Source organism: Pseudomonas sp. PAMC25584 (assembly GCF_058135675.1).
On record NZ_CM176870.1, the window covers coordinates 3,649,684 to 3,671,912 of the forward strand.

The window sequence follows — 22,229 nt, forward strand, 5'->3', positions numbered from 1 at the left end:
CCTCAGTGCCCGACCAGGGCAATCGGCGCCGGGTGGGCCAGCCCGCCCCGGCACTTGAGCACCCGCACTTGCGCGGGCCGAGCGTCGACCGCCAGGCGCAAGGCGGCCGGCGAGGCGTTGAGCGCCTCACTCAAGGCGCGCCAGGCAAACGCCAGGGTCTGCCCGGTTTCCGCCGCCACCTGCAAGCGCCGCAAGGCACGATCATCGGCCTTGCGCGGCCAGCACAACACCGCGCCGCAACTGCCGGAACGCAGGCACTGCTCGACCGCCCACAGCGCATCCCGCTCCTCGGCGCGGACCACCGAGAGCTGGCGCACATCCACCCCGGCGTTCTGCCAGGCGTGGGGGTACGGCGTGTAGGGCGGCGCCACCAGCACTATGCGCTCCCCCGCCGCCGACAACCGCGCCAGGGTTGGCAACACCAGTTGCAGTTCGCCCACGCCGTCCTTGGCCATCAGGATTTCGCTGAGGGCCGACTCCGGCCAGCCGCCCGTGGGCAGCACCGCATCCAGCGCCGCCAGCCCCGTGGGATGGACGCTGGCCGGTGGCGCGGCGGGCCGGCCCTTCCAGACGCGCCCGCCATTGAACAGCGCGTCCAGGGCAACGACGGCGCCCATCAGCCTTGCCTCACCAGGCCGCAGAACACGCCTTCGATGGCCAGGTCCTGATCGGGCCCGACCACGATGGGTTGATACGCGGGGTTGCGCGGCAGCAGGCGCACGCTGTCGCCATTGCGTTCGAAACGCTTGATGGTGACTTCACCGTCCAGGCGCGCCACCACAATCTGCCCGTTCACGGCTTCGGCACTGCGGCGCACGCCCACCAGGTCGCCGTCGAGGATGCCGTCTTCGATCATTGAGTCGCCCTGTACCCGCAACAGATAGTCCGGGGTTTTCGCGAAAGTGGCCGGGTCGAGTTGCAGGCGGCTGTGGACTTCGGCATCGGCGCCGATGGGCAAGCCGGCGGCTACTCGGCCCAGGACTGGAATATCCAGCCATTCAGGCCGCGCTGGCTGGTTGAGCAGGCGAATGCCACGGGCTTGGTTGGGGTTGACCTCGATGAAGCCGGCTTCGGTCAGGGCCACCACGTGTTTGCGCGCGACGCTGCGGGAGGCGAAGCCGAATGCCTCGGCGATCTCGGCGAGGCTGGGGGGTTGGCCTTGTTGCGCGATGCGGTCGCGGATGAAGGTCAGGATGGCGGCGCGGCGGGGGGTTAGGGTTGTCATGGAGTACATTTGTACTCCTGTGGGAAATTTCTGACAATAGCCGCTAGTCGGGGGTTGGCCTGGGTTGGGGTGGGGTGGGTGACCGTGTACATATCCGTTATTTAGGTCACGGCGGCTTATGGTTCCGCTCTTACAGCGGGTCACTTTGGAAAAGCCCCAAAGTAACCAAATGGGCTCTTGCCCCACCACTCGGCACCTCGCTTAGGCTCGGTGTGCCTAAGATCAAGATCAAAAGCCAGAGCCAGAGCCAGAGCCAGAGCCAGAGCCAGAGCCAGAGCCAGAGCCAGAGCCAGAGCCAGAGCCAGAGCCAGAGCCAGAGCCAGAGCCAGAGCCAGAGCAGAATGAGTTCTATCTGATCCATGGAGATCAAAATGTGGGAGGGGGCTTGCTCCCGATGGCGGTGTGTCAGCCACTACATGCATGACTGATCCACTGCCATCGGGAGCAAGCCCCCTCCCACATTTTTGACCGAGTTCGGCTCGCAGAACCCGGTCGGCTACAAGGCCGCTTTGCTTTTGATCTGGGGCACACCGAGCCTAGTTTTGGCTACTTTTATCGAAAAAGCGGATATCTACACGCCCCACCCTCACCACCCCTCTTTCAACATCCGCAACTCCAGATGCTGCAACAACATGATGGTCTTCCCATCCACAATCGCCCCACTCTCCACCATCGCCAGCGCCCGCTCAAACCCCAATTCCAGCACCTCGATATCCTCACCCTCCTCTTCAATCCCACCGCCCGTGCCCACCCGATCCCCCGGTTGGTACTCGCCGAGAAAAAAGTGAATCCGCTCAGTCACCGACCCCGGGCTCATGAACGCCGCATAGATCTTCTCCACATGCCCCACCCGATAGCCCGTCTCCTCCTCCGCCTCCAGGCGAATGCGTTCTTCCGGGCTGGCGTTGTCCAGCAAGCCGGCTGCGGCTTCGATCAGGTAACCGGGGTAGTCGTTGACGAAGGTGGGCATGCGGAACTGCCGGATCAGCAGCACAGTGCGCTGTGCGCGGTTGTACAACAGGATGGTCGCGCCGTTGCCCCGGTCGTACACCTCGCGGGTCTGGGCCTGCCAGTTGCCATCGCGGCGGCGTAGGTCGAAGCTGTATTTTTTCAGCAGGTACCAATTGTCCGAAAGCGTCTCTTCGGCGGTGATGCGAACGGGGCTGTTGTCCATGGTCGGGCCTTTGCTCAAAGGAGCAGGAGCATGTCGCGGTGGCAAGGTCAGCGTCAAGCGGGTCGCATACCGCTACAATCGCGCCCACAAAAGGTCTCTGCAAGGGCAAGGCAATGTCGCTGCATATCCCGACGCTACTGATAGTGGCCGTGTTCGTGTTCTGCCTGATGGGCCTGCTCACCGTGCATGCCTGGAGCCGTGGCCGTGAGCCAACCTTGGGCTATCTCGGCATCATGCTGCTGCTCGCCTCCCTGGGCACCGGGCTGATCGTGGTGCGCGGCGTGGGCGTGGACTTTGTCGCATTGATCCTGGGCAATGTCGTGCTAGTGCTCAGCGCTGCGATGAACTGGACCGCCATGCGCACCTTCGTGCAACGCAAGCCCAGCCTGCCGGGGATTTTTGCCGGGTGTGGCGTGTGGCTGTTGATGTGCCTGCTGCCGCAGTTCTATGGTTCGCTGTCGGCGCGGGTCACCCTGTATTCGCTGCTGGCGGCCAGTTATGGCGTGCTGTCGGCCATGGAGCTATGGCGCAACCGCGCGACCCTGGAAGTCGCCTACGCCCCCGCCCTGGTGCTGACCCTTTTGCATACCGCGTTCTACGCCATACGCGCGCTCACCGACCCCGGCCTGCCGCTGAAAAACGCCCAGGCCTCGGGGGGCGAAGGCGTGCCGTTTTTTTCGTTCATGCTGTTTGAATCGATGCTGTATGCCATCGGCATTGCCTACGTCACCCTGGCGATGGTCAAGGAGCGCGCCGAGTTGCGCTTCAAGGCCGCCGCCTTCAGCGATGCACTGACCGGCGCCAGCAACCGCCGCGCCTTTATGCTCAAGGGCGAAAAACTGCTAGTCGACAGCAGCCGTCGCCAGCGCAGCGCAGCCTTGTTGCTGTGCGACCTGGACCACTTCAAGCGCGTGAACGACAGTTTCGGCCACCCCATGGGCGACCAGGTGCTGATCGCCTTCAGCCAGGTAACCCGGGCAACGCTGCGCAGCGGTGATGTGTTTGCGCGTATCGGCGGTGAAGAGTTCGCCTGCCTGCTGGCCGACAGCGATGCGGCCGGTGCGTTTGAAGTGGCCGAGCGCATCCGCCGGGGGTTTGCCGAACTGGACCTGCTGACACCAGGGTTCTTGAGTGTGAGCATCGGCATCGTGACCACCACGGCGGCAGGCCATGACCTCTCGCACTTACTGTCCCAGGCCGACCAGGCGCTGTACCAGGCCAAGGCCCATGGACGCAATCGGGTGCAGGTGGTGGCGATCGCCTGACTGGACGGCACCTGAATGCCGTAATACTTTGCAAGCAATCCCCGCCGACGGCCGTCGAATTAATGCCTGCCCCCGGTGGCCATCGGGTAAAACCCGTGCCTCGCCTTTGTCCTGGAACCTTCATGTCCTCTCGTTTTCTCTCCCGCCTGGGCCTGCGCTGGTTTCCCCTGCTGTGCATGGCCATCTTGATCCTCGGGTTGCCGGTGGGTTGCGCCGTGCTGCAACACAAAGAGCGCGAGCTGCTGTTTCGCATCGAACCGGGCACCGCCAGTTGGTACAGCGGCTTACCCAAGACGGTGCAGGAATTCGAGCTCACGCCCGCCAGTTTCAAGTCGGGACAGAACATTCACGGCTGGTGGTGGCCGGCAGACAAGAAGGACGCGCCGGCCATCCTGTACCTGCATGGCGTGCGCTGGAACCTCACCGGGCAGCTGTTTCGCATCGAGCAATTGCACGCGCTGGGCTATTCGGTGCTGGCCATCGACTACCGCGGCTTCGGCCAGAGCCAGGGCGACCTGCCCTCGGAAACCACGGTGTACGAGGATGCACGCATCGCCTGGGAACGCTTCCAACTGTTGCAACCCGACCCAAGCAAACGCCTGATCTACGGGCACTCCCTGGGCGGCGCGGTGGCAATCGACCTGGCCGCTGAACTGGGCCGACAAACCCCCTTGCCCGTGCGCGGGCTGGTGATAGAATCGACGTTCACTTCCCTGGCGGATGTGGCCACTGCCATGGCGAATACCTCCTTGCCGGTGCGCTGGCTGCTGTCGCAGAAATTCGATTCGATCGACAAGATTGCCGACATCCATATGCCCCTGCTGGTGGTCCACGGCCTGGACGACCTCTATGTCCCTGCGCGGTTCAGCGAGCAACTATTTGCCGCCGCCCAGGAACCCAAGCGGCTGTTGCTGGTGCCTGGCGCCAGCCACAACAACAGCATGAGCCTGGCCGGTCGCAGCTATCGCAAAGCACTGGACAACCTGATGCAGGCGAAGATGCCGACACAGGTTGTCACCCACTCAACTGGGCACACCAACGACTCATAAAGTGTGTTTTCGGCACTGGGTTCGCACGGGGCTGTCAAGCGCAAACCCAGCCTATGCTGGCCCGCGCCAGAAGTTGATCAAATATTGACCTTGGGCTGAATCGCCAACCCCCGCCGGGCCCGCGCAAAGTTATCCACAGAGATACCCACGGTTTTCGTGGACAACTCTTTTTATTTTTTTACGATTTTTTTGCTCAACCCGCACCTTGGGGAAAGGTGCCAGGCAGCAAAATATCGCGATTCACATTGCGTATATCGTTATACCCGCACAGCGCCATCGACACGTCCAACTCGCGGGCGATGATCTCGAGCGCCTTGGTCACCCCCACTTCACCCATCGCGCCCAAACCGTACAAATGCGGGCGACCGATCATGGTGCCTTTGGCGCCCAATGCCATCGCCTTGAGCACGTCCTGGCCGGAACGGATACCGCCATCGAGCCACACTTCAATACGTTCGCCCACCGCCTCGACGATCGCCGGCAATTGGCTGATGCTCGACGGCGCGCCATCCAGCTGACGACCACCGTGATTGCTCACCACCAACGCATCGGCGCCGGCATTCGCGGCCAGGCGCGCATCTTCCACATCGAGGATGCCCTTGATGATCAGCTTGCCGCCCCAGCACTTCTTGATCCACTCCACATCGTCCCAGCTCAGGCGCGGGTCGAATTGCTGGGCGGTCCACGACGACAGCGAACTCATGTCGGCCACGCCTTTGACATGCCCAACGATATTGCCGAAGCCATGGCGCTTGGTGCCGAGCATGCCCATCACCCAGCGCGGCTTGGTCATCATGTTGAGGATATTTGGCAGGGTCAGCCTGGGTGGCGCCGATAGGCCGTTGATCAGGTCCTTGTGGCGTTGCCCGAGGATCTGCAGGTCCAGCGTCAACACCAACGCATCGACACCCGCGGCCTTGGCGCGCTCGATCAACTGTTCGATAAAGGCGCGGTCGCGCATCACATAGAGTTGAAACCAGAACGGCTGGCCGACCTGTTCGGCGATGTCTTCCAGGGAGCAAATGCTCATGGTCGACAAGGTGTAGCGCAGGCCAAAGGCCGCAGCGGCGCGGGCCGTGAGAATCTCACCATCGGCATGCTGCATCCCGGCCAGGCCAGTGGGCGCCAGGGCGACCGGCATGGCCATGTCCTGGCCGATCATGGTGGCGCGGATCGAGCGCTCATCGATATTGCGCGCCACCCGTTGGCGGAATTTGATCTGGGCAAAATCGCTTTCATTTGCCCGGTAAGTGCTTTCAGTCCAAGAACCGGAATCGGCGTAGTCGTAAAACATCCTTGGAACGCGTTTTTGCGCCAGCTTGCGTAAGTCTTCGATGGTTGTGATCAACGACATCGGGGTTACCTCTCCCTGAACTGAGTAGGAAGAGTAACCGCCCATCGGCCGTACAACCAGTCATTGCGTTTATATCGACGGCTGACTACAGCGGCCGGCCTTGAATGCAAACAGGCGCCCATCGGCGTAATGCCAGTCAGTTAAGGAAGAACGCTCCCTCGCCACGGGTTAGCGGTTACCTGCTCTATCGCTTAACTGACCAGCATTAGCCCATCGGCGCCTGTTTTTTGCGGATATCACCTAGCTTTTACGCGGTTCCTGCATCTCTCGCTTGGGCCCCGCCATCACCCAGGCGATCAGCCCCAGCAACGGCACAAAGATCAGGACCACCAACCACAACCCCTTGGTCTCCCAGCCGCTGGTGCTGCGCAATACAATGTTGATCGCCCACAATTCCAACAGCAGCAGAATCACTGCCAATGCGATCCAGATATATTCGATTTGCATGGTTCACCTCCTGAGGTCTATGCGTTAGGTCAAGCATCCGACCTCAGGGTTCCATCGAATTTGCTGCGAAAAACCCTCGTCAAAGCCTCAAGGCACGAAACCCAAACGCTGCTCAGGCCGCTGACGGCTCGTCCGTGGCGGATGGCTCGGGGGTGAGCCCCCAGTCGCCATGCTCGTACCAGTCATCACCGATCATCTCGGCCGGGTGCATGGTGCGGTCGGCGCCGTTGCCACAGGCCAGGTCGGTCGTGGCGCAATAGCGGTCGCAGCCCCAACAGATGCGTTCGGGGTGCTTGGGGTGCAGCGGAAAAGGCTTGGCCATGACGAGGTTCCCTACCGGCGAACAATAGCGCCAACCTAACCTGAGCAGGGCAGGATGGCCTTGACCGCCGTCAAGGTCGGGCAACATGAAATATCGCCTAAACTTGACAAGAATCATTATTGTTTACGGTCAACCTTTCTAGACTCGGGTTCTCTCCCCTCCCCCGTCAGGAAGCCTCCATGCGTATCCCTTCTTCAGTGTCCCTGATCCTGCTGTTGTCCACCTCTGCGGCGTTCGCCAAGGAGTACCCGATCGGCGAGCCGCAGCACTGCCCAGGGTTGGAAATCGGCGCGGTGTACCTGCAACCGATCGAGATGGCGCCCGCCGGCATGATGCGCGCCACCGCCGACTCCGACGTCCACCTTGAAGCCGATGTACGCGCCACGGCGGACAATGCCCAAGGCTTCCAGGAGGGCAGTTTCGTGCCGTACCTGAACCTGGCCTTTTCCTTGAAAAAGCAAGGCAGCGACACGCCGATCACCGGTGATTTCCACGCCATGGTCGCCAATGACGGGCCGCACTACGGCGACAACGTCAAGCTGCAAGGCCCGGGCAAATACACCCTGACCTTCAGCGTATTGCCGCCCAGCGGCCACCAGTCCCTGGGCCGCCATACCGACAAGGAAACCGGCGTCGCACCGTGGTTCGAACGCTGCGAAGTGCATTACGAATTCGTCTACGCCGGCATCGGCAAGAAAGGCGGCTACTGATGCGCCGCGCCCTGCTGCTGGGCAGCTTGCTGCTGAGCGGCGCGGCCCTGGCGGCGCCGTTGCCCACCTATGAGCTGACCCTGCAGGACGGCCACTTCATCCCACCACAACTCACGGTCAAGGCCGGTGAGCGCTTCAAGATCGTGCTGCACAACCTCGGCCAAGGCCCGGCCGAATTCGAGAGCACGCCGCTGCGCGTGGAGAAAGTGTTGTCCCCCGGTGTGACTACCTTCGTGGTGATCCACCCGCTCACGCCAGGGCTGTATCCGTTCTTTGACGAGTTCAACCCACAGTTGCCCGAAGGCAGCATCCTCGCCCAATAGCCCCGGAAGCCGTTGATGAATCAATCGATGTTTATTGTCTGGCGCGAAAGCGTCGAGGCGCTGCTGGTGATCGGCATTCTGCAGGTCTGGATCAGCCGCCAGACCGCGCATTCGCGCCTGGGGCGTTTCCTGTGGGCCGGGGTGGTCCTGGGGTTGTTTTGCTCCGCAGGCTTGGCCGGCCTGATGCTGTGGGCCGGTGAGGCCATGACCGGCCCCCAGGGCGAATGGCTGCAAGCGGCGCTGACGTTATTGGCCAGCAGCCTGATGGTGCAGATGGTGTTCTGGATGCATCGCCACGCAGCCACGCTCAAACACACCCTGGTACGCGAAGCCGATGAACGCCTGGCCCGCCAGGGCGGATGGGGCGTGCTGTTGCTCGCACTGTTGGCGGTGAGCCGCGAAGGCAGTGAAACCGTGGTGTTCCTATACGGTGCCGGCGCACGTCTGCAGGGCCCGGCGCTGAACCTGTTCGCCATCGGCGGCGTGCTGGGCCTGGTGTTGGCGGGGCTCACGGTGCTGCTGTTACGCAGAACACGGCGCTTCATCTCCTGGTCGCTGTTTTTCGCCTTCAGCGAAGCGCTGTTGCTGCTGTTGGGCGGGGCCTTGCTGGTGGCGGCCGTGGACCGTATCAGCGGGCAATTGCTGGCGATGGACATGCCCGAGTGGGTTTATTCCAGCTTCGGTGAAAGCCGCTGGGACAGCAGCGCCCTGCTCAGTGACAGCCACGGCTTGGGGGCGCTGCTGGCAGACTTTGTCGGCTACCGCGCCGCGCCGAGCCTGGTGACCGTGCTGGTGCTGCTCGGTTATTGGCTGTGGGTGGGCAACGGCCTGCGCCGCTCGCGGCACGCCGCATGAGCTGGCTGCAGCGCCTGGGCGATGGCATGCGTCGCCATGCCCGGCTGATCCGTGCCGTGCAATGGGCCGTGGTGTTGATCTACGCCGTGCTGCTGGTGCTGCCAGCGCTGCTGCCGTTGCCGGACAGCCAGGCACGCCTGGTGAACAACCTGACGCTGCTTGCGCAATTCATCTTCTGGGGCCTTTGGTGGCCGTTCGTGTTGCTCTCGATGGTGCTGTTCGGGCGCCTGTGGTGCGGCGTGCTCTGCCCGGAAGGCTCCCTGAGCGAATGGGCCAGCCAGCACGGGCGCGGCCTCGGCATTCCGCGCTGGGTACGCTGGGGTGGCTGGCCGACGCTGGGCTTTTGCCTGACCACCCTCTATGGCCAATTGATCAGCGTGTATGACTACGCCCAGGCCGCCCTGCTGATCCTCGGCGGCTCGACCCTGGCGGCGGTGATCGCCGGCCTGTTGTTCGTGCGCGGCAAGCGTGTGTGGTGTCGGTACCTGTGCCCGGTCAGCGGCGTCTTCGCCCTGCTCGCCCGCCTGGCGCCGGTGCATTTCGCGGTGGATGAGCAACGCTGGAAAGCCAACGACGCACCGCGCCTGCCGCTGCCCAACTGTGCGCCGCTGTTGGATATCCGCCGCCTGCAAGGGGCCAGCGAGTGCCACGCTTGCGGCCGCTGCAGTGGGCAACGTGGCGCGGTGCAACTGATCGCCCGTTCGTGCAATCAGGAGATCCTGCAGGCGCCCCATCAGCAAGGCTCGGTGTGGGACGCGCGCCTGTTGCTGTTTGGTGTGATCGGTTTGGCGATGGGGGCTTTTCAATGGACCGTCAGTCCGTGGTTTATCGCGCTTAAACAAAGCCTGGCGACGTGGCTGGTCAGCCATGACTGGTTATGGCCACTGCAAGACAACGCACCGTGGTGGTTGCTTACGCATTATCCGCAGCTCAATGACAGCTTCAGTTGGTTGGATGGTGTGTGCATTGTGCTGTATCTGGGGGGGAGTTCGTTGGTGTTGGGGGGTGGCTGCTGGCTGCTGCTGCGGCTGGCGGCGTGGGTGGCGGGGGATCGTGCGCTGTTTCGGCCCCTGGTACTGACGCTGACGCCCCTGGGTGGTGCGGGGTTGTTCCTCGGATTGTCGGCGACCACGGTGAAGTTGTTGCGGTATGAGGGGCTGGGGTTGGCTTGGGTGCAATCGGCGCGGGCGGTGTTGTTGATGGCGGCGGTTGGGTGGTGTTTGTGGTTGGGGTGGCGGCAGCTTCGGGGGGTTGGGGGGCTGCGGCGTTGGGGTGGGTGGTTGTGTGTGGGGGTGAGTGTTGGGTTGGTGGGAGGTGGGTGGTGGTTGCAGTTTTGGGGGTGGGGTTGAGTGCCGTTTTTTCGGGGATGGCGGTTGAGTGCATATCCGTTTTTTTGAGAGTGTCAGATTTTTTGTGTGCGGGCCGTTAACGGCCTGCCGTTAGGTAGGCCTTAGTTTTACCAGGTCGGCCTGATAAATCGATCTCCATACAAGATCGCAAATTGATTCATCGCACTCTTCCAGTCGTGTGCCGGCTTGCCCCAGTTTGCGGTGATATTGCGTAAGCCCAACCAGATTAGCTTCGTCGCGGCATCGTCCGTTGGGAAATGGCCTCTGGTCTTGATGATCTTGCGCAACTGAGCGTTGATACTCTCGATGGCGTTCGTTGTGTAGATCACTTTACGTATGGCCGGGGGAAACACGAAGAAGGGGATAACTCGATCCCACGCACGCTTCCAGGCCTTTGCGACCGTTGGATATTGCTTGCCCCAAGGGCCGGTTTCGAAGGCTAACAGCGCTTGTTCAGCGGCGTCAGCGTTGAGTGCCTGATAGATCGGCTTCAACGCTTTCGCCAGCTCGCGGCGCTTATCCCAAGGCGCGTAATCAAGACTGTTACGGATCAAATGCACAATGCAGGTCTGCAACGTCGTCTCGGGAAATACCGCGCTCAGCGCTTCAGGCATACCTTTGAGGCCATCAGTTACTGCGATCAAGACGTCCTCGACACCTCGGGTTTTGAGGTCGTTGAAGACCTTCATCCAAAACTTCGCACCTTCGGTTGTTTCAATCCAAATGCCCAAGATGTCTCGGGTTCCATCCGGCAAGACACCCAGCGCCAGGTAGATTGCCTTGTTGCGAACCAAACCTTCGTCGCGAATTTTGACTCGCAACGCATCGAAGAAAATCACCGGATACATCGGCTCAAGCGGTCGTTGTTGCCAGGCAGTGACTTCGTCTAAAACCGCATCGGTCACTGAACTGATGAAATCGTGAGAGACCTCTGTTCCGTACTGTTCGGATAAAAATGCACGGATCTCACGGACCGTCATGCCTCGGGCATACATCGCAATGATCTTGTCATCAAAGCCCGTAAAGCGGCGTTCGTGTTTTGGGATCAGGATCGGCGCAAAACTTCCATCGCGATCTCTGGGAATGTCCAGGCGAAGCGGGCCGTCATCGGTGAGCACCGTTTTGCCGCTCTTGCCGTTGCGCTGGTTACTCGACTCCTCAGGGCGCTCCGCGCCCTGAGGATAGCCAAGGTGGTGACCCAGTTCGGCACCAAGGGCTCGCTCGATCAGCGCCTTTTTGAACGCCATCGACGCATCCTGAATGGCTTCGGCACTCATCGGACCGCTGACGAACTGGTCGATCAGCTCTTTGGGAATGGTTGGAAGATCACGCGGGGCCTCACGGGCCGGTTTCTTTTTGGTCGGCATATATGCACCTCTTCTGCAATGTTATGCCCGAACACAAAATTTATGACAGTCCCGCAGAAATGGATATGTACTCAATCCAATCCAATCCAAAAAATGCGCGGTCAACCTAACTCAACAACACCACGCCCCCAGGCAACTCCGTACACTTCGCCCCATACGCATCACGAATCAACAACGCCACCCCCGCCAACTGCTGCAAATTGAACCGCGCCTGCACCCGGCGCTGGCCCAGTTCTTTGTTCAACAACACCAACATCCCCGGGCGATATCGGTTGATCTCATCCACCACCGTCGCCAGCGTCGCGTTGTTGAACACCAGCACCTGCTCGCGCCAAGCCACCACCGCCTGGGTGTCCACCGTCGCCACCTCCCCGATCACGTCGGCGCCATAGGTGAGTTGCCGGCCACTCTCCATGTGCACAGTGCGCCCGGCGACATCCACCGACAGCCACCCTTCGATGCAGGTCACGCACACGTTGCGATCGGTATGCCGCACATTGAACCGCGCCTGCGCCGCACTGACCCAGCCCGCGCCGGCCTGGACCTTGAGCGGCTGCGCCACGCGGGCGCGCACTTCGACTTCGCCTTCGAGCAATTCGATCCCCTGCCCCACCCGGCTGATGCGCGTCTGGGTATTGAGTTCCAGGCTCACGCCGTCGCTCAACAGGACCTGGCGCTGCTCGCCGACCTCGGTGCGATAGTCCGCCGTCAAGCCGGGCAACCCACCCGGTGCGCCGACGCCCACCATCACCAACGCCGCCGACGCCGCTATCGCACCACCGAGGAAGGCCCGCCGGCCAAAATGGCGCGGGCGCTGCGCCTGTTCAATCGCCGTGCCCAATTGCCGCCACAACGCCTTGGTCTGCTCGAACGCCTGGGCATGCTCCGGGCTCTGGGCGCACCACGCCTTCAGGGCCTTGGCATCCGCCACGGTGGCGCGGCCCGAGGTCAGCAGGAGCAGCCAGTCGCGGGCTTCATCGTGCAATGGGCTGGCGGGGGTTGCCCGGACGGTGGAGAGGCTAAAAATGTTCAAGCGCGCAAATACTCACGGATTTATCAGGGACTCAACACTAAGACGGTTTTCCGGCCCCGGGACCGAACCGCTGGATGACTTTTCTTTCCAGACGCTTGGCGCAGTGGCCCAGGGCGGCCTTGATTTCTTTTTCGACCATGCGCGTGGAAATACCGAAGCGCTGGGAGATTTCCAGGTGCGGCGCTTCTTCCAGGCGCGCGGCGATGAGGATCTTGCGCCGGCGTGCCGGCAGTTCGTAGAGGGCCTTGACCAGGGATTGGATTTCTTTTTGACCACCCACCACCCGCGAGGGGTCCTGGGCTTCGTCGGCGCTTTGCAGCAGCTCTTCAACCTCGCTGCCCGTCAACAGGCGGGCGTCGGCCTCGCGGCGGTCGGCGGCGATGTTCAGGGCCATGCGGTACAGGTAGGCATTGGGTTGCGCCAGGTTCGGCGGCACGTCCATGCGGTCGACGCGCAGGTAGGTTTCGTGCAGGACGTCGTTGGCCAGGTCCTCCGAGCCCAGGCGCTTGCGCAAACGCACCTTGAAGTCCTCGTAGGACGCCAGGAACAAGCTGACCATCGTGCTGTGCCCGGAATCTTTCATCCGCCCCAGGCTCCTGTCCCTGCTGTGCATTCCATGCGTGTTCCTGTTGTGTCGGGCATCAAAAGTAAAGTCACCGGCTGGCGCAGCGAACTGGGCGCCGGGCGTTCGACCCGGGCAGCGCCCAGGCTGCGCACCAGGGCTTCATCGCGTTGTTCATCGCCAGTGGAACTGACCAACCGGCTGTATTCGATCAGCCCCTCAGGGCTGACCCAGAGTTGCACCAGCGCCCTGAAACTCCCGGGGCGGGTCAACGGCGAACGGCACAGGCTGGCTTCGATCGCCTGTTGCACCGCCGTGGCATAGCTGTTGTTGATCCGTGCAGCGTTGCGCGCCGATGCACCACGGCTGACAGGCGGTGGGCTGACCTCGGGCAGTTGCAAGGTGAACGCGTCACTGCGCGCATAGCGCGCCATCAGGCCACTCCCGGTCAGCAACATCGCCAAAGCCTCCTGCGCCGTGAAGCGCCCACGCACGCTGATGGCGCGCCGGCCCCGCGTCAGTTCACGGTCGACCAGCACCGCCATGCCGCTGGCGCGGCTGTACGCTTGCAGTGCGTGCTCCAGATCTTGCGCCGGCAGGTCCAGTACCAACAGCGGCGGCTCTGCTCTCGCCGGGGTGCCCCACGCCAGCAGCAACAGCAAGGCCAGGGCGCCGATGGCACGCCGCAAGCCCCGCTGCTCACCCCCCGCTCTGCATTGCTGCACGGCCGACGTGTCCTTGAAAACCGTCATCCTGAGGCCAATTTATGAACCTGATGTTACGGTGACAGCAAAAAAAACATCACGGTGACGGGAAACCCGCTGCACTACACTTTCAAGCCTACCGGCCCACTCCCTCGGGCCCGCCAGGAGGCCCCATGAAGCTGTTCCCAACCCTCGCCAGCCTGTTGCTGTGCGCCGCGCTGCCACTGCTCGCCCACGCCGAAACCGCCGCCAAAGGCTGCACCGATGTCACAGTGGATGGCTACAAAGCCCGCGACTATGGCTGCATGAGCCAGCAGATGGGCAATGACCCGGACGCGGCCAAGGCGGCGCAGAAGAACCGCGAGGCGCAGAACATCCCGGTGCAGAAACGGCCGCCGAACCAGGTGGGGTTATCCACCCCTGCGGCGACCAGCATCCGCATGGGCAATACGTTTGGGACGGCGGTGAAACCGCAGCGGCCTTGAGCCGCTGACCGGTTGTACGCTTGCGGTCTGAAGACCTCTGGGAGCATGCCGCTAAAGGGTGTTTCAGGCCACGTGAGGTTCTTTCTTCAAGCTTTCCATATCGATCACGAACCGATATTTCACATCGCCTTTGAGCATGCGCTCATACGCTTCGTTGATGTCCTGGATATCGATCATCTCCACGTCCGAGACAATCCCGTGTTGGGCGCAGAAATCCAGCATGTCCTGGGTTTCCTGGATGCCGCCGATCAGCGAGCCGGCCAGGCTGCGGCGCTTGAAGATGAGGTTGAACACCGTCGGCGATGGGTGCGGGCTGTCGGGGGCCCCGACTAGGGTCATGGTGCCGTCGCGCTTGAGCAGGTTGAGGAACACGTCGAGGTTGTGCGGCGCGGCGACGGTGTTGAGGATGAAATCCAGGCTGTTGGCGACCTTGGCCATTTCGTCCGGGTTCTTCGACACCACGACGTGATCGGCGCCGAGGCGCAGGCCGTCTTCACGCTTGTTCGGCGAGGTGGTGAACAGCGTCACGTGTGCGCCCATGGCATGCGCGATCTTCACCGCCATATGGCCAAGCCCGCCGAGGCCGACCACGCCGACTTTCTTGCCGGGGCCGACCTTCCAGTGATGCAGCGGCGAATAGGTGGTGATACCGGCGCACAGCAGCGGCGCCACGGCCGCCAGGTTGGCGTCATCATGGGAGATGCGCAGCACGAACTGCTCCTTGACGACGATGTTGTCCGAATAGCCGCCAAGGGTATTTTCGCCACCGAACACGGGGCCGTTGTAGGTGCCGGTAAAGCCGTTCTCGCAGTATTGCTCCTCGCCCTCGGCGCAGGAGGCGCAGTGCTGGCAACTGTCGACCATGCAGCCGACCCCGGCCAGGTCGCCGACCTTGAATTTTTTCACATGGGCCCCGACCGCCGTTACGCGACCGACGATTTCATGGCCTGGGACCGAGGGGTACAACGTGTTGTTCCACTCGTTGCGCACGGTATGCAGGTCGGAGTGGCAGACGCCGCAATAAAGAATGTCGATCTGCACGTCATCCGCCCCCGGCGCGCGACGTTCGAAGGTAAAGGGCTTGAGCGCATCCTTGGAGTCCCGAGCCGCGTAGCTGTAAGTCTTGGCCATTTCGTTCACCTGTGTGATCTGACGGTAGAGGTCAGTGGACCAGCGTAGACGCTGAACCGTTCAACCGAGCACATGCATACAAGCCCTTCGTCGGGTTTGCGGCAATAGTGAAGCCGAGCCCTTTCCCTCTCACCCAAGGAGTTTTCCATGAGCACATTCGTTGCCAAAGACGGTACCCAGATCTACTTCAAGGACTGGGGCAGCGGTAAACCCGTGCTGTTCAGCCATGGCTGGCCGCTGGATGCCGACATGTGGGAATACCAGATGGAATACCTGAGCAGCCGCGGCTTTCGCACCATCGCGTTTGACCGCCGCGGTTTCGGGCGCTCTGACCAGCCGTGGACCGGTAACGACTACAACACCTTTGCCGACGATATCGCCCAATTGATCGAACACCTGGACCTCAAGGACGTGACCCTGGTGGGTTTCTCCATGGGTGGCGGCGACGTCGCGCGCTACATCGCCCGCCATGGCAGCGCGCGTGTCGCCGGCCTGGTGCTGCTGGGGGCGGTGACGCCGCTGTTCGGTCAGAAACCGGACTACCCGCAGGGCGTTCCCGCCGATGTGTTCGACGGCATCAAGGCCGGCCTGCTGAAAGACCGTGCGCAGTTCATTGCTGATTTCAACCCGGCGTTCTTCGGCATCAACAAAGGCCAGAAAGTCTCCGACGGCGTACTGACCCAAACCCTGCAGATCGCCCTGCTGGCGTCGCTCAAGTCGACCGTGGATTGCGTCACGGCCTTCGCCGAGACCGACTTCCGTGCAGACATGACCAAGATCGATGTGCCGACCCTGGTGATCCACGGCGATGGCGACCAGATCGTGCCGTTCGAAACCACCGGCAAGGTGGCAGCCGAGATGATCAAGGGTGCCGAGTTGAAGGTCTACAAGGATGCGCCGCACGGGTTTGCAGTGACCCACGCCCAGGCCTTGAATGAAGACCTGCTGGCGTTCCTCAAGCGCTGAAGCGCTTAGACTCCCTTCTCCTTATTTTGGCCGGGCTTGCCCGGCCTTTTTTTGCTCAGGCAACACGTTGACCGAGGGTGAAGCGACCCGGCCCGGCGATCAGGATGCTGGTGAAAATGATCAACAGCAGCCAGCCGAACTGCCCTTCAAACAACGTCCATTGCGGATGCACCACGAGCATCGCGATCAGCAGCACCGCGAGGATCGGCAGGCAGGCCAGGCGCACCAGCACCCCGGCGATGATCAGCAGCGGGCACAACACTTCGGCGAAAATTGCCAGCAATAGCGTGACGTTGGCCCCCAGGTGAAACGGGTCTTCGATCAGCTTTAGCTGTTCGCTGTAACCCAACAGCTTGGGCAAACCGTGTACCCACAAGAGGAACGCAGCCGCGCTGATCCGCAAAAACAGGAGGCCGAGGGCCTGGTTTGTTGATTCATTCATAAACACCCTGCATCCGTAAAAAATCATCGACATCGATTGTGTTCGCCAAGCTGGGTGTACGCTTGCATGTTTGTGCTGAACCGCCCGCCGCTCGATGCGGTCCCAAGCCATACGCTCATCGCTACAGGAACTCTCGAATGACGCTCCCGAAAGAAATGACCCTGATAGAAATCACCCGCCCCGGCGGCCCTGACGTCCTGCAACCGCGCCGGGCCGATGTACCGGCGGCAGGCCCGGGCGAGATCCTGATTCGGGTGCAGGCTGCCGGGGTCAATCGCCCGGACGCGTTGCAACGCGCCGGCAAGTACCCGATGAAACCCGGCATGAGCCTGATTCCAGGGCTGGAAGTGGCGGGTGAAGTGGTGGCGCTCGGTGACGGCGTCAGCGAGTATGCCCTCGGCGACAAGGTGTGTGCCCTGACCAATGGCGGCGGCTATGCCCAGTTTTGCGCGGTGCCCGCCAGCCAGGCGCTGCCGATCCCAGAGGGTATGGACTGGATTCAAGCCGCCGCCGTGCCGGAAACCTTCTTCACCGTGTGGGCCAACCTGTTCGGCCTCGGCGACGCGCACACAGGCCAGCGTGTGTTGGTCCACGGCGGCACCAGTGGCATCGGCACCACCGCGCTGATGCTCTGCCGCGAGTTCGGCATCCAGGCCTTCGCCACTGCCGGTAGCGCCGACAAATGTGCGGCCATCGCCAAGCTGGGCGCCGAACCGATCAATTACCGCGAGCAGGATTTCGCCGACGTCATCGCGCAAAAGACCGATGACAAGGGGGTTGATGTGATCCTCGACATCATGGGTGCCTCGTACCTGAACAACAACCTCAAGGCCCTGGCCATGGACGGTCACCTGGTGATGTTGGGCTTTCTCGGGGGTGGCAAGGCCAATGACGTCGACCTGCTGACGATCCTCGCCAAACGCGCGGTGATTACCGGTTCACTCTTGCGCGCACGCAGCAAGGAGGAAAAGGCCGCAATTGCCGAACAGCTGCGCGAATACATATGGCCCGTGCTGGCCGCCGGGCGTTGCCTGCCGATCATCGACAAGGTCTACGCATACACCGATGCCGCCCAGGCCCATGCGCGGATGGAAGGTGGGGAGCATATCGGCAAGATTGTGTTGCGGGTGGCCTGACACCTAAACAGTCGCCTTGATGCAGGCACTGTCGGGCCTTGGCAGGGCTCGACAGGTTCCACAAAAACCGGCCTTTGCGAGCCAGTCGACAACCTATTTCGCATGCACCGGGTAATCGATATAGCCCACCTCATTGCCGCCATACATCCCCTCCGCCCGCAGCGGATTCAACGGCCAGCCATTGAAAATCCGTTGCGGTAAATCCGGGTTGGCGATGAATGGACGCCCGAACGCAATCAGGTCGGCCAGCCCCGCGTCGACCAACCGCGCACCGCGCTCGGCGGTGTAACGCCCGGCGTAGATAATTCGGCCTTGGAAGGTGTCACGCACGGCCTGACGGAACGTGTCGGGCAGGTCGGGCGCGTTGTCCCAATCAGCTTCGGCAATGGAGACGTAGGCGATGCCCGACGCTTGCAGCACCTTGATCGCTTCGAGGTAGGTGTGGTGCGGGTCGTCTTCCACCAGGCCGATGTACACCCGGTCCTGGTCGGTGCCGCTGAACAACGGCGAAAAACGTACCCCCAGGCGTTCCGGTCCAACCACTTTGCTGACCGCCTCGACGATCTCACGCAAAAAGCGCAGACGGTTGTGCAGCGAACCACCGTACTCATCGTCGCGCTGGTTGGCGCGGGCCGAGATGAACTGGTTGACCAGATAACCGTTGGCGGCATGGATCTCGACCCCGTCAAACCCCGCGTCCAGCGCATTGCGTGCGGCCTGTGCGTAATGCCCGACCAGTTCCTTGACCTCAAGGGTGGTCAACGCACGGGGCACGGGCGGTTGTACCAAGTCACCCACGCCAGGCCCGGTGGCGATAAACGCCTTCGCTTGCTCGGCCTGGATCGCGGACGGCGCGATGGGCGCGGCGCCGTCAGGCTGCAACGCGTTATGGGACACCCGGCCCACATGCCAGAGCTGAGCGAAGATCACCCCGCCTTCGGCATGCACCGCGTCGGTGACGGTGCGCCAGCCATCGATCTGCGCCGGGGTGTAGATGCCCGGCGTCCAGGCGTAACCCTGGCCACGCGGCTCGATCTGCGTGCCCTCAGTGACCATGAAACCGGCCGAGGCACGTTGACGGTAATACTCAGCCATCAACTCGGTGGCGATATCGCCGGGTTGCGCGCTGCGTTGGCGCGTCAGCGGTGGCAGCACGACACGGTTCTTCAAGGTGTGGTGCCCGAGTTGTATCGGGGTACTTAAAACACTGTGGGTCATTCGAAATATTCCAAATTCAGGACGAACGAAAGCGTCGGCGGCTCCTGAGAGCCGCCAAGCAATGAAGCAGTAAAAGTGAGGGATTAACTTACGCGGTGAGTTTCAGCAGGGCCTTGGCCACATCGCTGGAGCTGGCGGGGTTCTGCCCGGTGACCAGCAAACCATCTTCAAGCACAAAGGATTGCCAATCGGCGCCCTTCTCATACTTGCCGCCCAGCGCCTTGAAATCGTTTTCAATCAGGAACGGCACCACGTCGGTCAGGCCGACTGCGGCTTCTTCCGAGTTGGAGAAGCCGGTGACGCGACGACCCTTGATCAGCGGCTCACCATTGACCGCCTTGACGTGGCGCAAGGCGCCCGGTGCGTGGCAGACAAAACCGATGGGCTTGCCGGCACGCTCGAACGCCTCGATCAGGGCGATGGACACCGGCGACTCCGCCAGGTCCCACAGCGGGCCGTGGCCACCTGGGTAGAACACGGTGTCGAAGTCGGCGGTGTTGACCGTGTCCAGCTTGACGGTGCTGGCCAGGGCCTGTTGCGCGGCCGGGTCGGCGGCAAAGCGGCGGGTCTGTTCGGTCTGCGCATCCGCTTGATCACTCACCGGGTCCAGCGGCGGCTGGCCACCGGCCGGGGATGCCAGCACCACATCGGCGCCGGCGTCCTTGAACACGTAATACGGCGCCGCAAATTCTTCGAGCCAGAAGCCGGTCTTGCGGCCGGTATCGCCCAGCTGGTCGTGAGAGGTCAGTACCATTAATACTTTCATTTTCCAGTGCCTCGATAGGGTGAAGGTCAGTGTGTGTCAGGGCAACCCAACAGCTGTCGGGTCAGTAGCAGCGCCTGATCAAAAGGCGCGGATGTACGGGTGATCTTGCTCATGACGCTGGTCCCCAGCCATAACGCATACAGGCTGCGGGCCAGGCTTTGCGGGGTTTGCGTCACTGTCAGCGAACCGTCTTCGACGCCGCGCCCAATCGCGTCGGCCAGCAAGGCGATGGTCCTGGATGTGCCGCGATCCAGGGCCAATCGCATCGGTTCTGAAAGGTCTGACACTTCTGCACCGAGTTTGACGGCAAGGCATTTGCCCGCGTCGGTGCAACCGGTCTGATTGTCGATCCAGCATTGCCAATAGCGCATCAACTTGGCGTGTTGGGATAGCCCAGGCGCGTCGAACAGTTGCGCCATCCCCTGCACGTAGTGATCGAAGTAGGTATCGAGCAATACCACACCGAACGCGTCTTTGGAGTGGAAGTAGTGATAAAACGAACCTTTCGGCACATCGGCAGCTTGAAGTATTTCGTTCAGGCCCACCGCAGAAAACCCTTTGGCGCCGACAATCGATTGCGCCGTCTCCAGAATGGTCTGCCGGGCACTTTTGGTTGCGCTGTTCATGCTTCACTCCGTCCGATTAGACCAGTCGTCTAGTTCGTGGGGTGAATGTTAGGAGCCGGGCCGGACGCCCACAATGTCATATGCGCAAGGATTCCGGACATGACGCGAACCCGGTTGCCGTTTTCCCGGCACGCGCCGACAATCGCCCCTCCCGCCCGCGTTGGAGAATGGCGATGCACAGCGTTGCGCTGATGGTTTACCCGAACTTCCAGTCCCTGAGCCTCAGCCTGGGCTCGGTGTTCGAGTGCGCGAACCTGCTGCGCGGCGAGCCGGCCTATGAGTTTCACCTGGTGTCCGAGAGCGGCGGCGCGGTGATGACGTCGCAGGGGTTCTCGGTGAATACCACGCCGATCCGGCCGCAGGGCTATGACACCCTGATCGTCAGCGGTTACCTGGAGTTTCGTCTGCCTGAGGCCAACCTGCTGGAGCTGGTCAAGGCTGCGTCGGCGCAATCGCGGCGTGTCGCCTCGCTGTGTACCGGCATTTTTGTGCTGGCCGAGGCCGGATTATTGGCGGGTAAACGCACCACCACCCACTGGATTCACGCGCCGGCGTTTCGCAAGCGCTACCCGGATATTCAGCTGGAAGAAGACAAGCTGTTCGTCGTCGACGGCCAGATCTGGACCGGCGCCGGCATGAGTGCCGGGGTCGACCTGGCGCTGGCGATGGTGGAGAACGACCTGGGCAGCGACCTCGCCCGGCGCATCGCGCGCAAGCTGGTGATTGCCCAGCGCCGGGGCAGCGAACAGTCGCAGCTATCGGCGTTGCTGGAATTGGACCCCAAGTCCGACCGCATACAACTGGCCCTGGCCTACGCCCGCGAAAACCTGACCCACGACCTGTCGGTGGAAGCCCTGGCCGATGTCGCCCGGCTGAGCCCGCGTCAGTTCAGCCGGGTGTTTCGTGAAGAAACCGGTCAGACCCCGGCCAAGGCCATCGAGTCACTGCGAGTGGAAGCCGCGCGGGCGATGATGGAAACCAGCCGCCACCCGGTCGAAGTGGTGGCCCGCGAAACCGGCTTCGGCGACCGCGAGCGCATGCGCCAGGCGTTTCTGCGCGCCTTTGGGCAACCGCCCCAGGCCATGCAACAGGCTTTTTTTGGCGAACGCAGCGCTTAGTGCAACGACGCCCGCGTAATCAGGTAACTGGTCAATTGCGGATCATCGTCCAGCTCGAGGGTCTGCACCGGGCGTGGCAGGTTATCCAGCACGGTACGCCAGAACGCCTGGGACACTTCATCCTGATCATAGAAACGCACCAGCCAGTTGGCCGCGCCGCTGCATAGCACCTGGGTGGCGATCGCGCTGCCGATGCCCTTGCGGCGATAGCGCTTGAGGATGAACAGGTCGGCCAGTTCCAGGGCATCGATGCCCGGTAACTCACTGCCTTCGATCAGCAGGAAACCGGCGATATAGCCATCGACCAGCAGCAGGTTGGCGCTCCATTGCGGGTCTTGCCAGTAGCGGTTCAGGTGTTCGTCATGGATGTAGAAGCGGCCGTCCGCCTCCACATCTTCTTGCTCCCAGTCCGAAGACTCATAAGCGTAGTACTGGTACAGGTTGCGGATCAGCTCGGACGCTTCCGGGCCGGTCTGGATCAATTCGACGGTGGTTTCAGGCATGAGGCTCTCGGTGAAAAAACGCAGGGCGCCATTGTTCACAAAACCCTGCCCCAGTCCAATAGCGGCTTGAACCTTTCTACTTGCTGAACCGATTGCAAA

Annotated in this window: 27 protein-coding genes; 11 read left to right on the top strand and 16 right to left on the bottom strand. The window is 62.0% G+C overall.

Annotated elements, in window-relative coordinates:
* Nucleotides 1-2: 2 nt before the first annotated feature.
* Both imuA and lexA read right to left on the bottom strand, forming a co-directional pair.
* A complete protein-coding gene (imuA, locus tag ACS5Q8_RS16585; RefSeq protein WP_276193393.1) occupies nucleotides 3-617 on the bottom strand; it encodes a translesion DNA synthesis-associated protein ImuA in 615 nt (204 codons plus the stop codon).
* On the bottom strand, nucleotides 617-1,234 hold the full coding sequence (lexA, locus tag ACS5Q8_RS16590) for a transcriptional repressor LexA (RefSeq protein WP_276193394.1): 618 nt from the start codon (nucleotides 1,232-1,234) through the stop codon (nucleotides 617-619). The genes imuA and lexA overlap by 1 nt, the downstream gene beginning before the upstream one ends.
* Nucleotides 1,235-1,437: 203 nt before the next feature.
* On the opposite strand from lexA, the gene ACS5Q8_RS16595 reads away from it, so the two are divergent.
* Nucleotides 1,438-1,581 (top strand): hypothetical protein, encoded by a 144-nt coding sequence (locus ACS5Q8_RS16595; RefSeq protein WP_465159157.1) that lies wholly within the window; start codon nucleotides 1,438-1,440, stop codon nucleotides 1,579-1,581.
* Nucleotides 1,582-1,811: 230 nt separating this feature from the next.
* Here ACS5Q8_RS16595 and ACS5Q8_RS16600 read toward each other — a convergent pair whose 3' ends face one another.
* Nucleotides 1,812-2,399 carry an NUDIX domain-containing protein gene (locus tag ACS5Q8_RS16600; RefSeq protein ID WP_276193396.1) on the bottom strand — a complete coding sequence of 196 codons (588 nt, stop codon included), beginning with the start codon at nucleotides 2,397-2,399 and terminating at the stop codon, nucleotides 1,812-1,814.
* Nucleotides 2,400-2,512: 113 nt separating this feature from the next.
* Between ACS5Q8_RS16600 and ACS5Q8_RS16605 the strand changes: the two genes are divergently transcribed.
* Both ACS5Q8_RS16605 and ACS5Q8_RS16610 read left to right on the top strand, forming a co-directional pair.
* Nucleotides 2,513-3,664, top strand: a complete 1,152-nt coding sequence (locus ACS5Q8_RS16605; RefSeq protein WP_276193398.1) for a GGDEF domain-containing protein — start codon at nucleotides 2,513-2,515, stop codon at nucleotides 3,662-3,664.
* Nucleotides 3,665-3,786: 122 nt separating this feature from the next.
* Entirely contained in the window at nucleotides 3,787-4,713 is a 927-nt protein-coding gene (locus ACS5Q8_RS16610) for an alpha/beta hydrolase (protein WP_276193399.1), read from the top strand.
* Nucleotides 4,714-4,906: 193 nt separating this feature from the next.
* Here ACS5Q8_RS16610 and ACS5Q8_RS16615 read toward each other — a convergent pair whose 3' ends face one another.
* The 3 genes from ACS5Q8_RS16615 to ACS5Q8_RS16625 form a co-directional block, all read right to left on the bottom strand.
* Complete coding sequence (locus ACS5Q8_RS16615) at nucleotides 4,907-6,067, bottom strand: alpha-hydroxy acid oxidase (RefSeq protein ID WP_276193400.1); 1,161 nt, start codon at nucleotides 6,065-6,067, stop codon at nucleotides 4,907-4,909.
* A gap of 240 nt (nucleotides 6,068-6,307) precedes the next feature.
* A complete protein-coding gene (locus ACS5Q8_RS16620; RefSeq protein WP_247406845.1) occupies nucleotides 6,308-6,514 on the bottom strand; it encodes a PLD nuclease N-terminal domain-containing protein in 207 nt (68 codons plus the stop codon).
* A 112-nt stretch (nucleotides 6,515-6,626) separates the two neighbouring features.
* Nucleotides 6,627-6,836: a DUF3079 domain-containing protein gene (locus ACS5Q8_RS16625; RefSeq protein WP_276193401.1), complete on the bottom strand. Its 210-nt coding sequence runs from the start codon at nucleotides 6,834-6,836 to the stop codon at nucleotides 6,627-6,629.
* A gap of 179 nt (nucleotides 6,837-7,015) precedes the next feature.
* Here ACS5Q8_RS16625 and ACS5Q8_RS16630 point away from each other — a divergent pair, with 179 nt between their 5' ends.
* From ACS5Q8_RS16630 to ACS5Q8_RS16645, 4 genes are read left to right on the top strand one after another with little or no spacing between them, the layout of a single operon-like run.
* Nucleotides 7,016-7,546 (top strand): iron transporter, encoded by a 531-nt coding sequence (locus tag ACS5Q8_RS16630; RefSeq protein ID WP_276193402.1) that lies wholly within the window; start codon nucleotides 7,016-7,018, stop codon nucleotides 7,544-7,546.
* Nucleotides 7,546-7,869 carry a cupredoxin domain-containing protein gene (locus ACS5Q8_RS16635; RefSeq protein ID WP_017849310.1) on the top strand — a complete coding sequence of 108 codons (324 nt, stop codon included), beginning with the start codon at nucleotides 7,546-7,548 and terminating at the stop codon, nucleotides 7,867-7,869. The genes ACS5Q8_RS16630 and ACS5Q8_RS16635 overlap by 1 nt, the downstream gene beginning before the upstream one ends.
* Nucleotides 7,870-7,884: 15 nt before the next feature.
* Nucleotides 7,885-8,724 carry an FTR1 family iron permease gene (locus ACS5Q8_RS16640; protein WP_465159158.1) on the top strand — a complete coding sequence of 280 codons (840 nt, stop codon included), beginning with the start codon at nucleotides 7,885-7,887 and terminating at the stop codon, nucleotides 8,722-8,724.
* The gene (locus ACS5Q8_RS16645) at nucleotides 8,721-10,073 is read left to right on the top strand and encodes a 4Fe-4S binding protein (RefSeq protein ID WP_465159159.1); all 1,353 of its coding nucleotides are present in this window, start codon (nucleotides 8,721-8,723) and stop codon (nucleotides 10,071-10,073) included. The genes ACS5Q8_RS16640 and ACS5Q8_RS16645 overlap by 4 nt, the downstream gene beginning before the upstream one ends.
* A gap of 107 nt (nucleotides 10,074-10,180) precedes the next feature.
* Here the strand turns inward: ACS5Q8_RS16645 and ACS5Q8_RS16650 are convergent, their stop codons facing one another.
* The 4 genes from ACS5Q8_RS16650 to ACS5Q8_RS16665 all read right to left on the bottom strand — a co-directional run bounded on the left by ACS5Q8_RS16650 (nucleotide 10,181) and on the right by ACS5Q8_RS16665 (nucleotide 13,697).
* A complete protein-coding gene (locus tag ACS5Q8_RS16650; RefSeq protein ID WP_276194114.1) occupies nucleotides 10,181-11,440 on the bottom strand; it encodes an IS256 family transposase in 1,260 nt (419 codons plus the stop codon).
* Nucleotides 11,441-11,546: 106 nt separating this feature from the next.
* The gene (locus ACS5Q8_RS16655; protein WP_465159160.1) at nucleotides 11,547-12,473 is read right to left on the bottom strand and encodes a FecR family protein; all 927 of its coding nucleotides are present in this window, start codon (nucleotides 12,471-12,473) and stop codon (nucleotides 11,547-11,549) included.
* 37 nt (nucleotides 12,474-12,510) lie between these two features.
* Nucleotides 12,511-13,056, bottom strand: a complete 546-nt coding sequence (locus tag ACS5Q8_RS16660; protein WP_247408728.1) for an RNA polymerase sigma factor — start codon at nucleotides 13,054-13,056, stop codon at nucleotides 12,511-12,513.
* The gene (locus ACS5Q8_RS16665) at nucleotides 13,053-13,697 is read right to left on the bottom strand and encodes a secretin and TonB N-terminal domain-containing protein (RefSeq protein WP_465160365.1); all 645 of its coding nucleotides are present in this window, start codon (nucleotides 13,695-13,697) and stop codon (nucleotides 13,053-13,055) included. Before ACS5Q8_RS16665 ends, ACS5Q8_RS16660 begins: the two co-directional genes overlap by 4 nt.
* 215 nt (nucleotides 13,698-13,912) lie before the next feature.
* On the opposite strand from ACS5Q8_RS16665, the gene ACS5Q8_RS16670 reads away from it, so the two are divergent.
* Nucleotides 13,913-14,224, top strand: a complete 312-nt coding sequence (locus tag ACS5Q8_RS16670) for a hypothetical protein (protein ID WP_465159161.1) — start codon at nucleotides 13,913-13,915, stop codon at nucleotides 14,222-14,224.
* A gap of 63 nt (nucleotides 14,225-14,287) precedes the next feature.
* Here ACS5Q8_RS16670 and ACS5Q8_RS16675 read toward each other — a convergent pair whose 3' ends face one another.
* The gene (locus tag ACS5Q8_RS16675; protein ID WP_247406271.1) at nucleotides 14,288-15,355 is read right to left on the bottom strand and encodes an NAD(P)-dependent alcohol dehydrogenase; all 1,068 of its coding nucleotides are present in this window, start codon (nucleotides 15,353-15,355) and stop codon (nucleotides 14,288-14,290) included.
* Between the two features lie 147 nt (nucleotides 15,356-15,502).
* Between ACS5Q8_RS16675 and ACS5Q8_RS16680 the strand changes: the two genes are divergently transcribed.
* On the top strand, nucleotides 15,503-16,321 hold the full coding sequence (locus tag ACS5Q8_RS16680; RefSeq protein ID WP_465159162.1) for an alpha/beta fold hydrolase: 819 nt from the start codon (nucleotides 15,503-15,505) through the stop codon (nucleotides 16,319-16,321).
* A 55-nt stretch (nucleotides 16,322-16,376) separates the two neighbouring features.
* On the opposite strand, the gene ACS5Q8_RS16685 is transcribed toward ACS5Q8_RS16680, so the two are convergent.
* Nucleotides 16,377-16,763: a DoxX family protein gene (locus tag ACS5Q8_RS16685; RefSeq protein WP_247406265.1), complete on the bottom strand. Its 387-nt coding sequence runs from the start codon at nucleotides 16,761-16,763 to the stop codon at nucleotides 16,377-16,379.
* Nucleotides 16,764-16,900: 137 nt separating this feature from the next.
* On the opposite strand from ACS5Q8_RS16685, the gene ACS5Q8_RS16690 reads away from it, so the two are divergent.
* Entirely contained in the window at nucleotides 16,901-17,899 is a 999-nt protein-coding gene (locus tag ACS5Q8_RS16690) for an NAD(P)H-quinone oxidoreductase (protein ID WP_276197631.1), read from the top strand.
* A 93-nt stretch (nucleotides 17,900-17,992) separates the two neighbouring features.
* Here the strand turns inward: ACS5Q8_RS16690 and ACS5Q8_RS16695 are convergent, their stop codons facing one another.
* From ACS5Q8_RS16695 to ACS5Q8_RS16705, 3 genes are all read right to left on the bottom strand, one after another.
* A complete protein-coding gene (locus ACS5Q8_RS16695; RefSeq protein WP_276197629.1) occupies nucleotides 17,993-19,117 on the bottom strand; it encodes an alkene reductase in 1,125 nt (374 codons plus the stop codon).
* A gap of 88 nt (nucleotides 19,118-19,205) precedes the next feature.
* Complete coding sequence (locus ACS5Q8_RS16700) at nucleotides 19,206-19,883, bottom strand: type 1 glutamine amidotransferase domain-containing protein (RefSeq protein WP_276197628.1); 678 nt, start codon at nucleotides 19,881-19,883, stop codon at nucleotides 19,206-19,208.
* Between the two features lie 26 nt (nucleotides 19,884-19,909).
* Nucleotides 19,910-20,509 carry a TetR/AcrR family transcriptional regulator gene (locus ACS5Q8_RS16705; protein WP_276197627.1) on the bottom strand — a complete coding sequence of 200 codons (600 nt, stop codon included), beginning with the start codon at nucleotides 20,507-20,509 and terminating at the stop codon, nucleotides 19,910-19,912.
* 173 nt (nucleotides 20,510-20,682) lie between these two features.
* Here ACS5Q8_RS16705 and ACS5Q8_RS16710 point away from each other — a divergent pair, with 173 nt between their 5' ends.
* The gene (locus ACS5Q8_RS16710; RefSeq protein WP_253396638.1) at nucleotides 20,683-21,627 is read left to right on the top strand and encodes a GlxA family transcriptional regulator; all 945 of its coding nucleotides are present in this window, start codon (nucleotides 20,683-20,685) and stop codon (nucleotides 21,625-21,627) included.
* Here ACS5Q8_RS16710 and ACS5Q8_RS16715 read toward each other — a convergent pair.
* Entirely contained in the window at nucleotides 21,624-22,130 is a 507-nt protein-coding gene (locus ACS5Q8_RS16715) for a GNAT family N-acetyltransferase (protein ID WP_247408585.1), read from the bottom strand. The genes ACS5Q8_RS16710 and ACS5Q8_RS16715 overlap by 4 nt on opposite strands.
* Nucleotides 22,131-22,229: the final 99 nt, after the last annotated feature.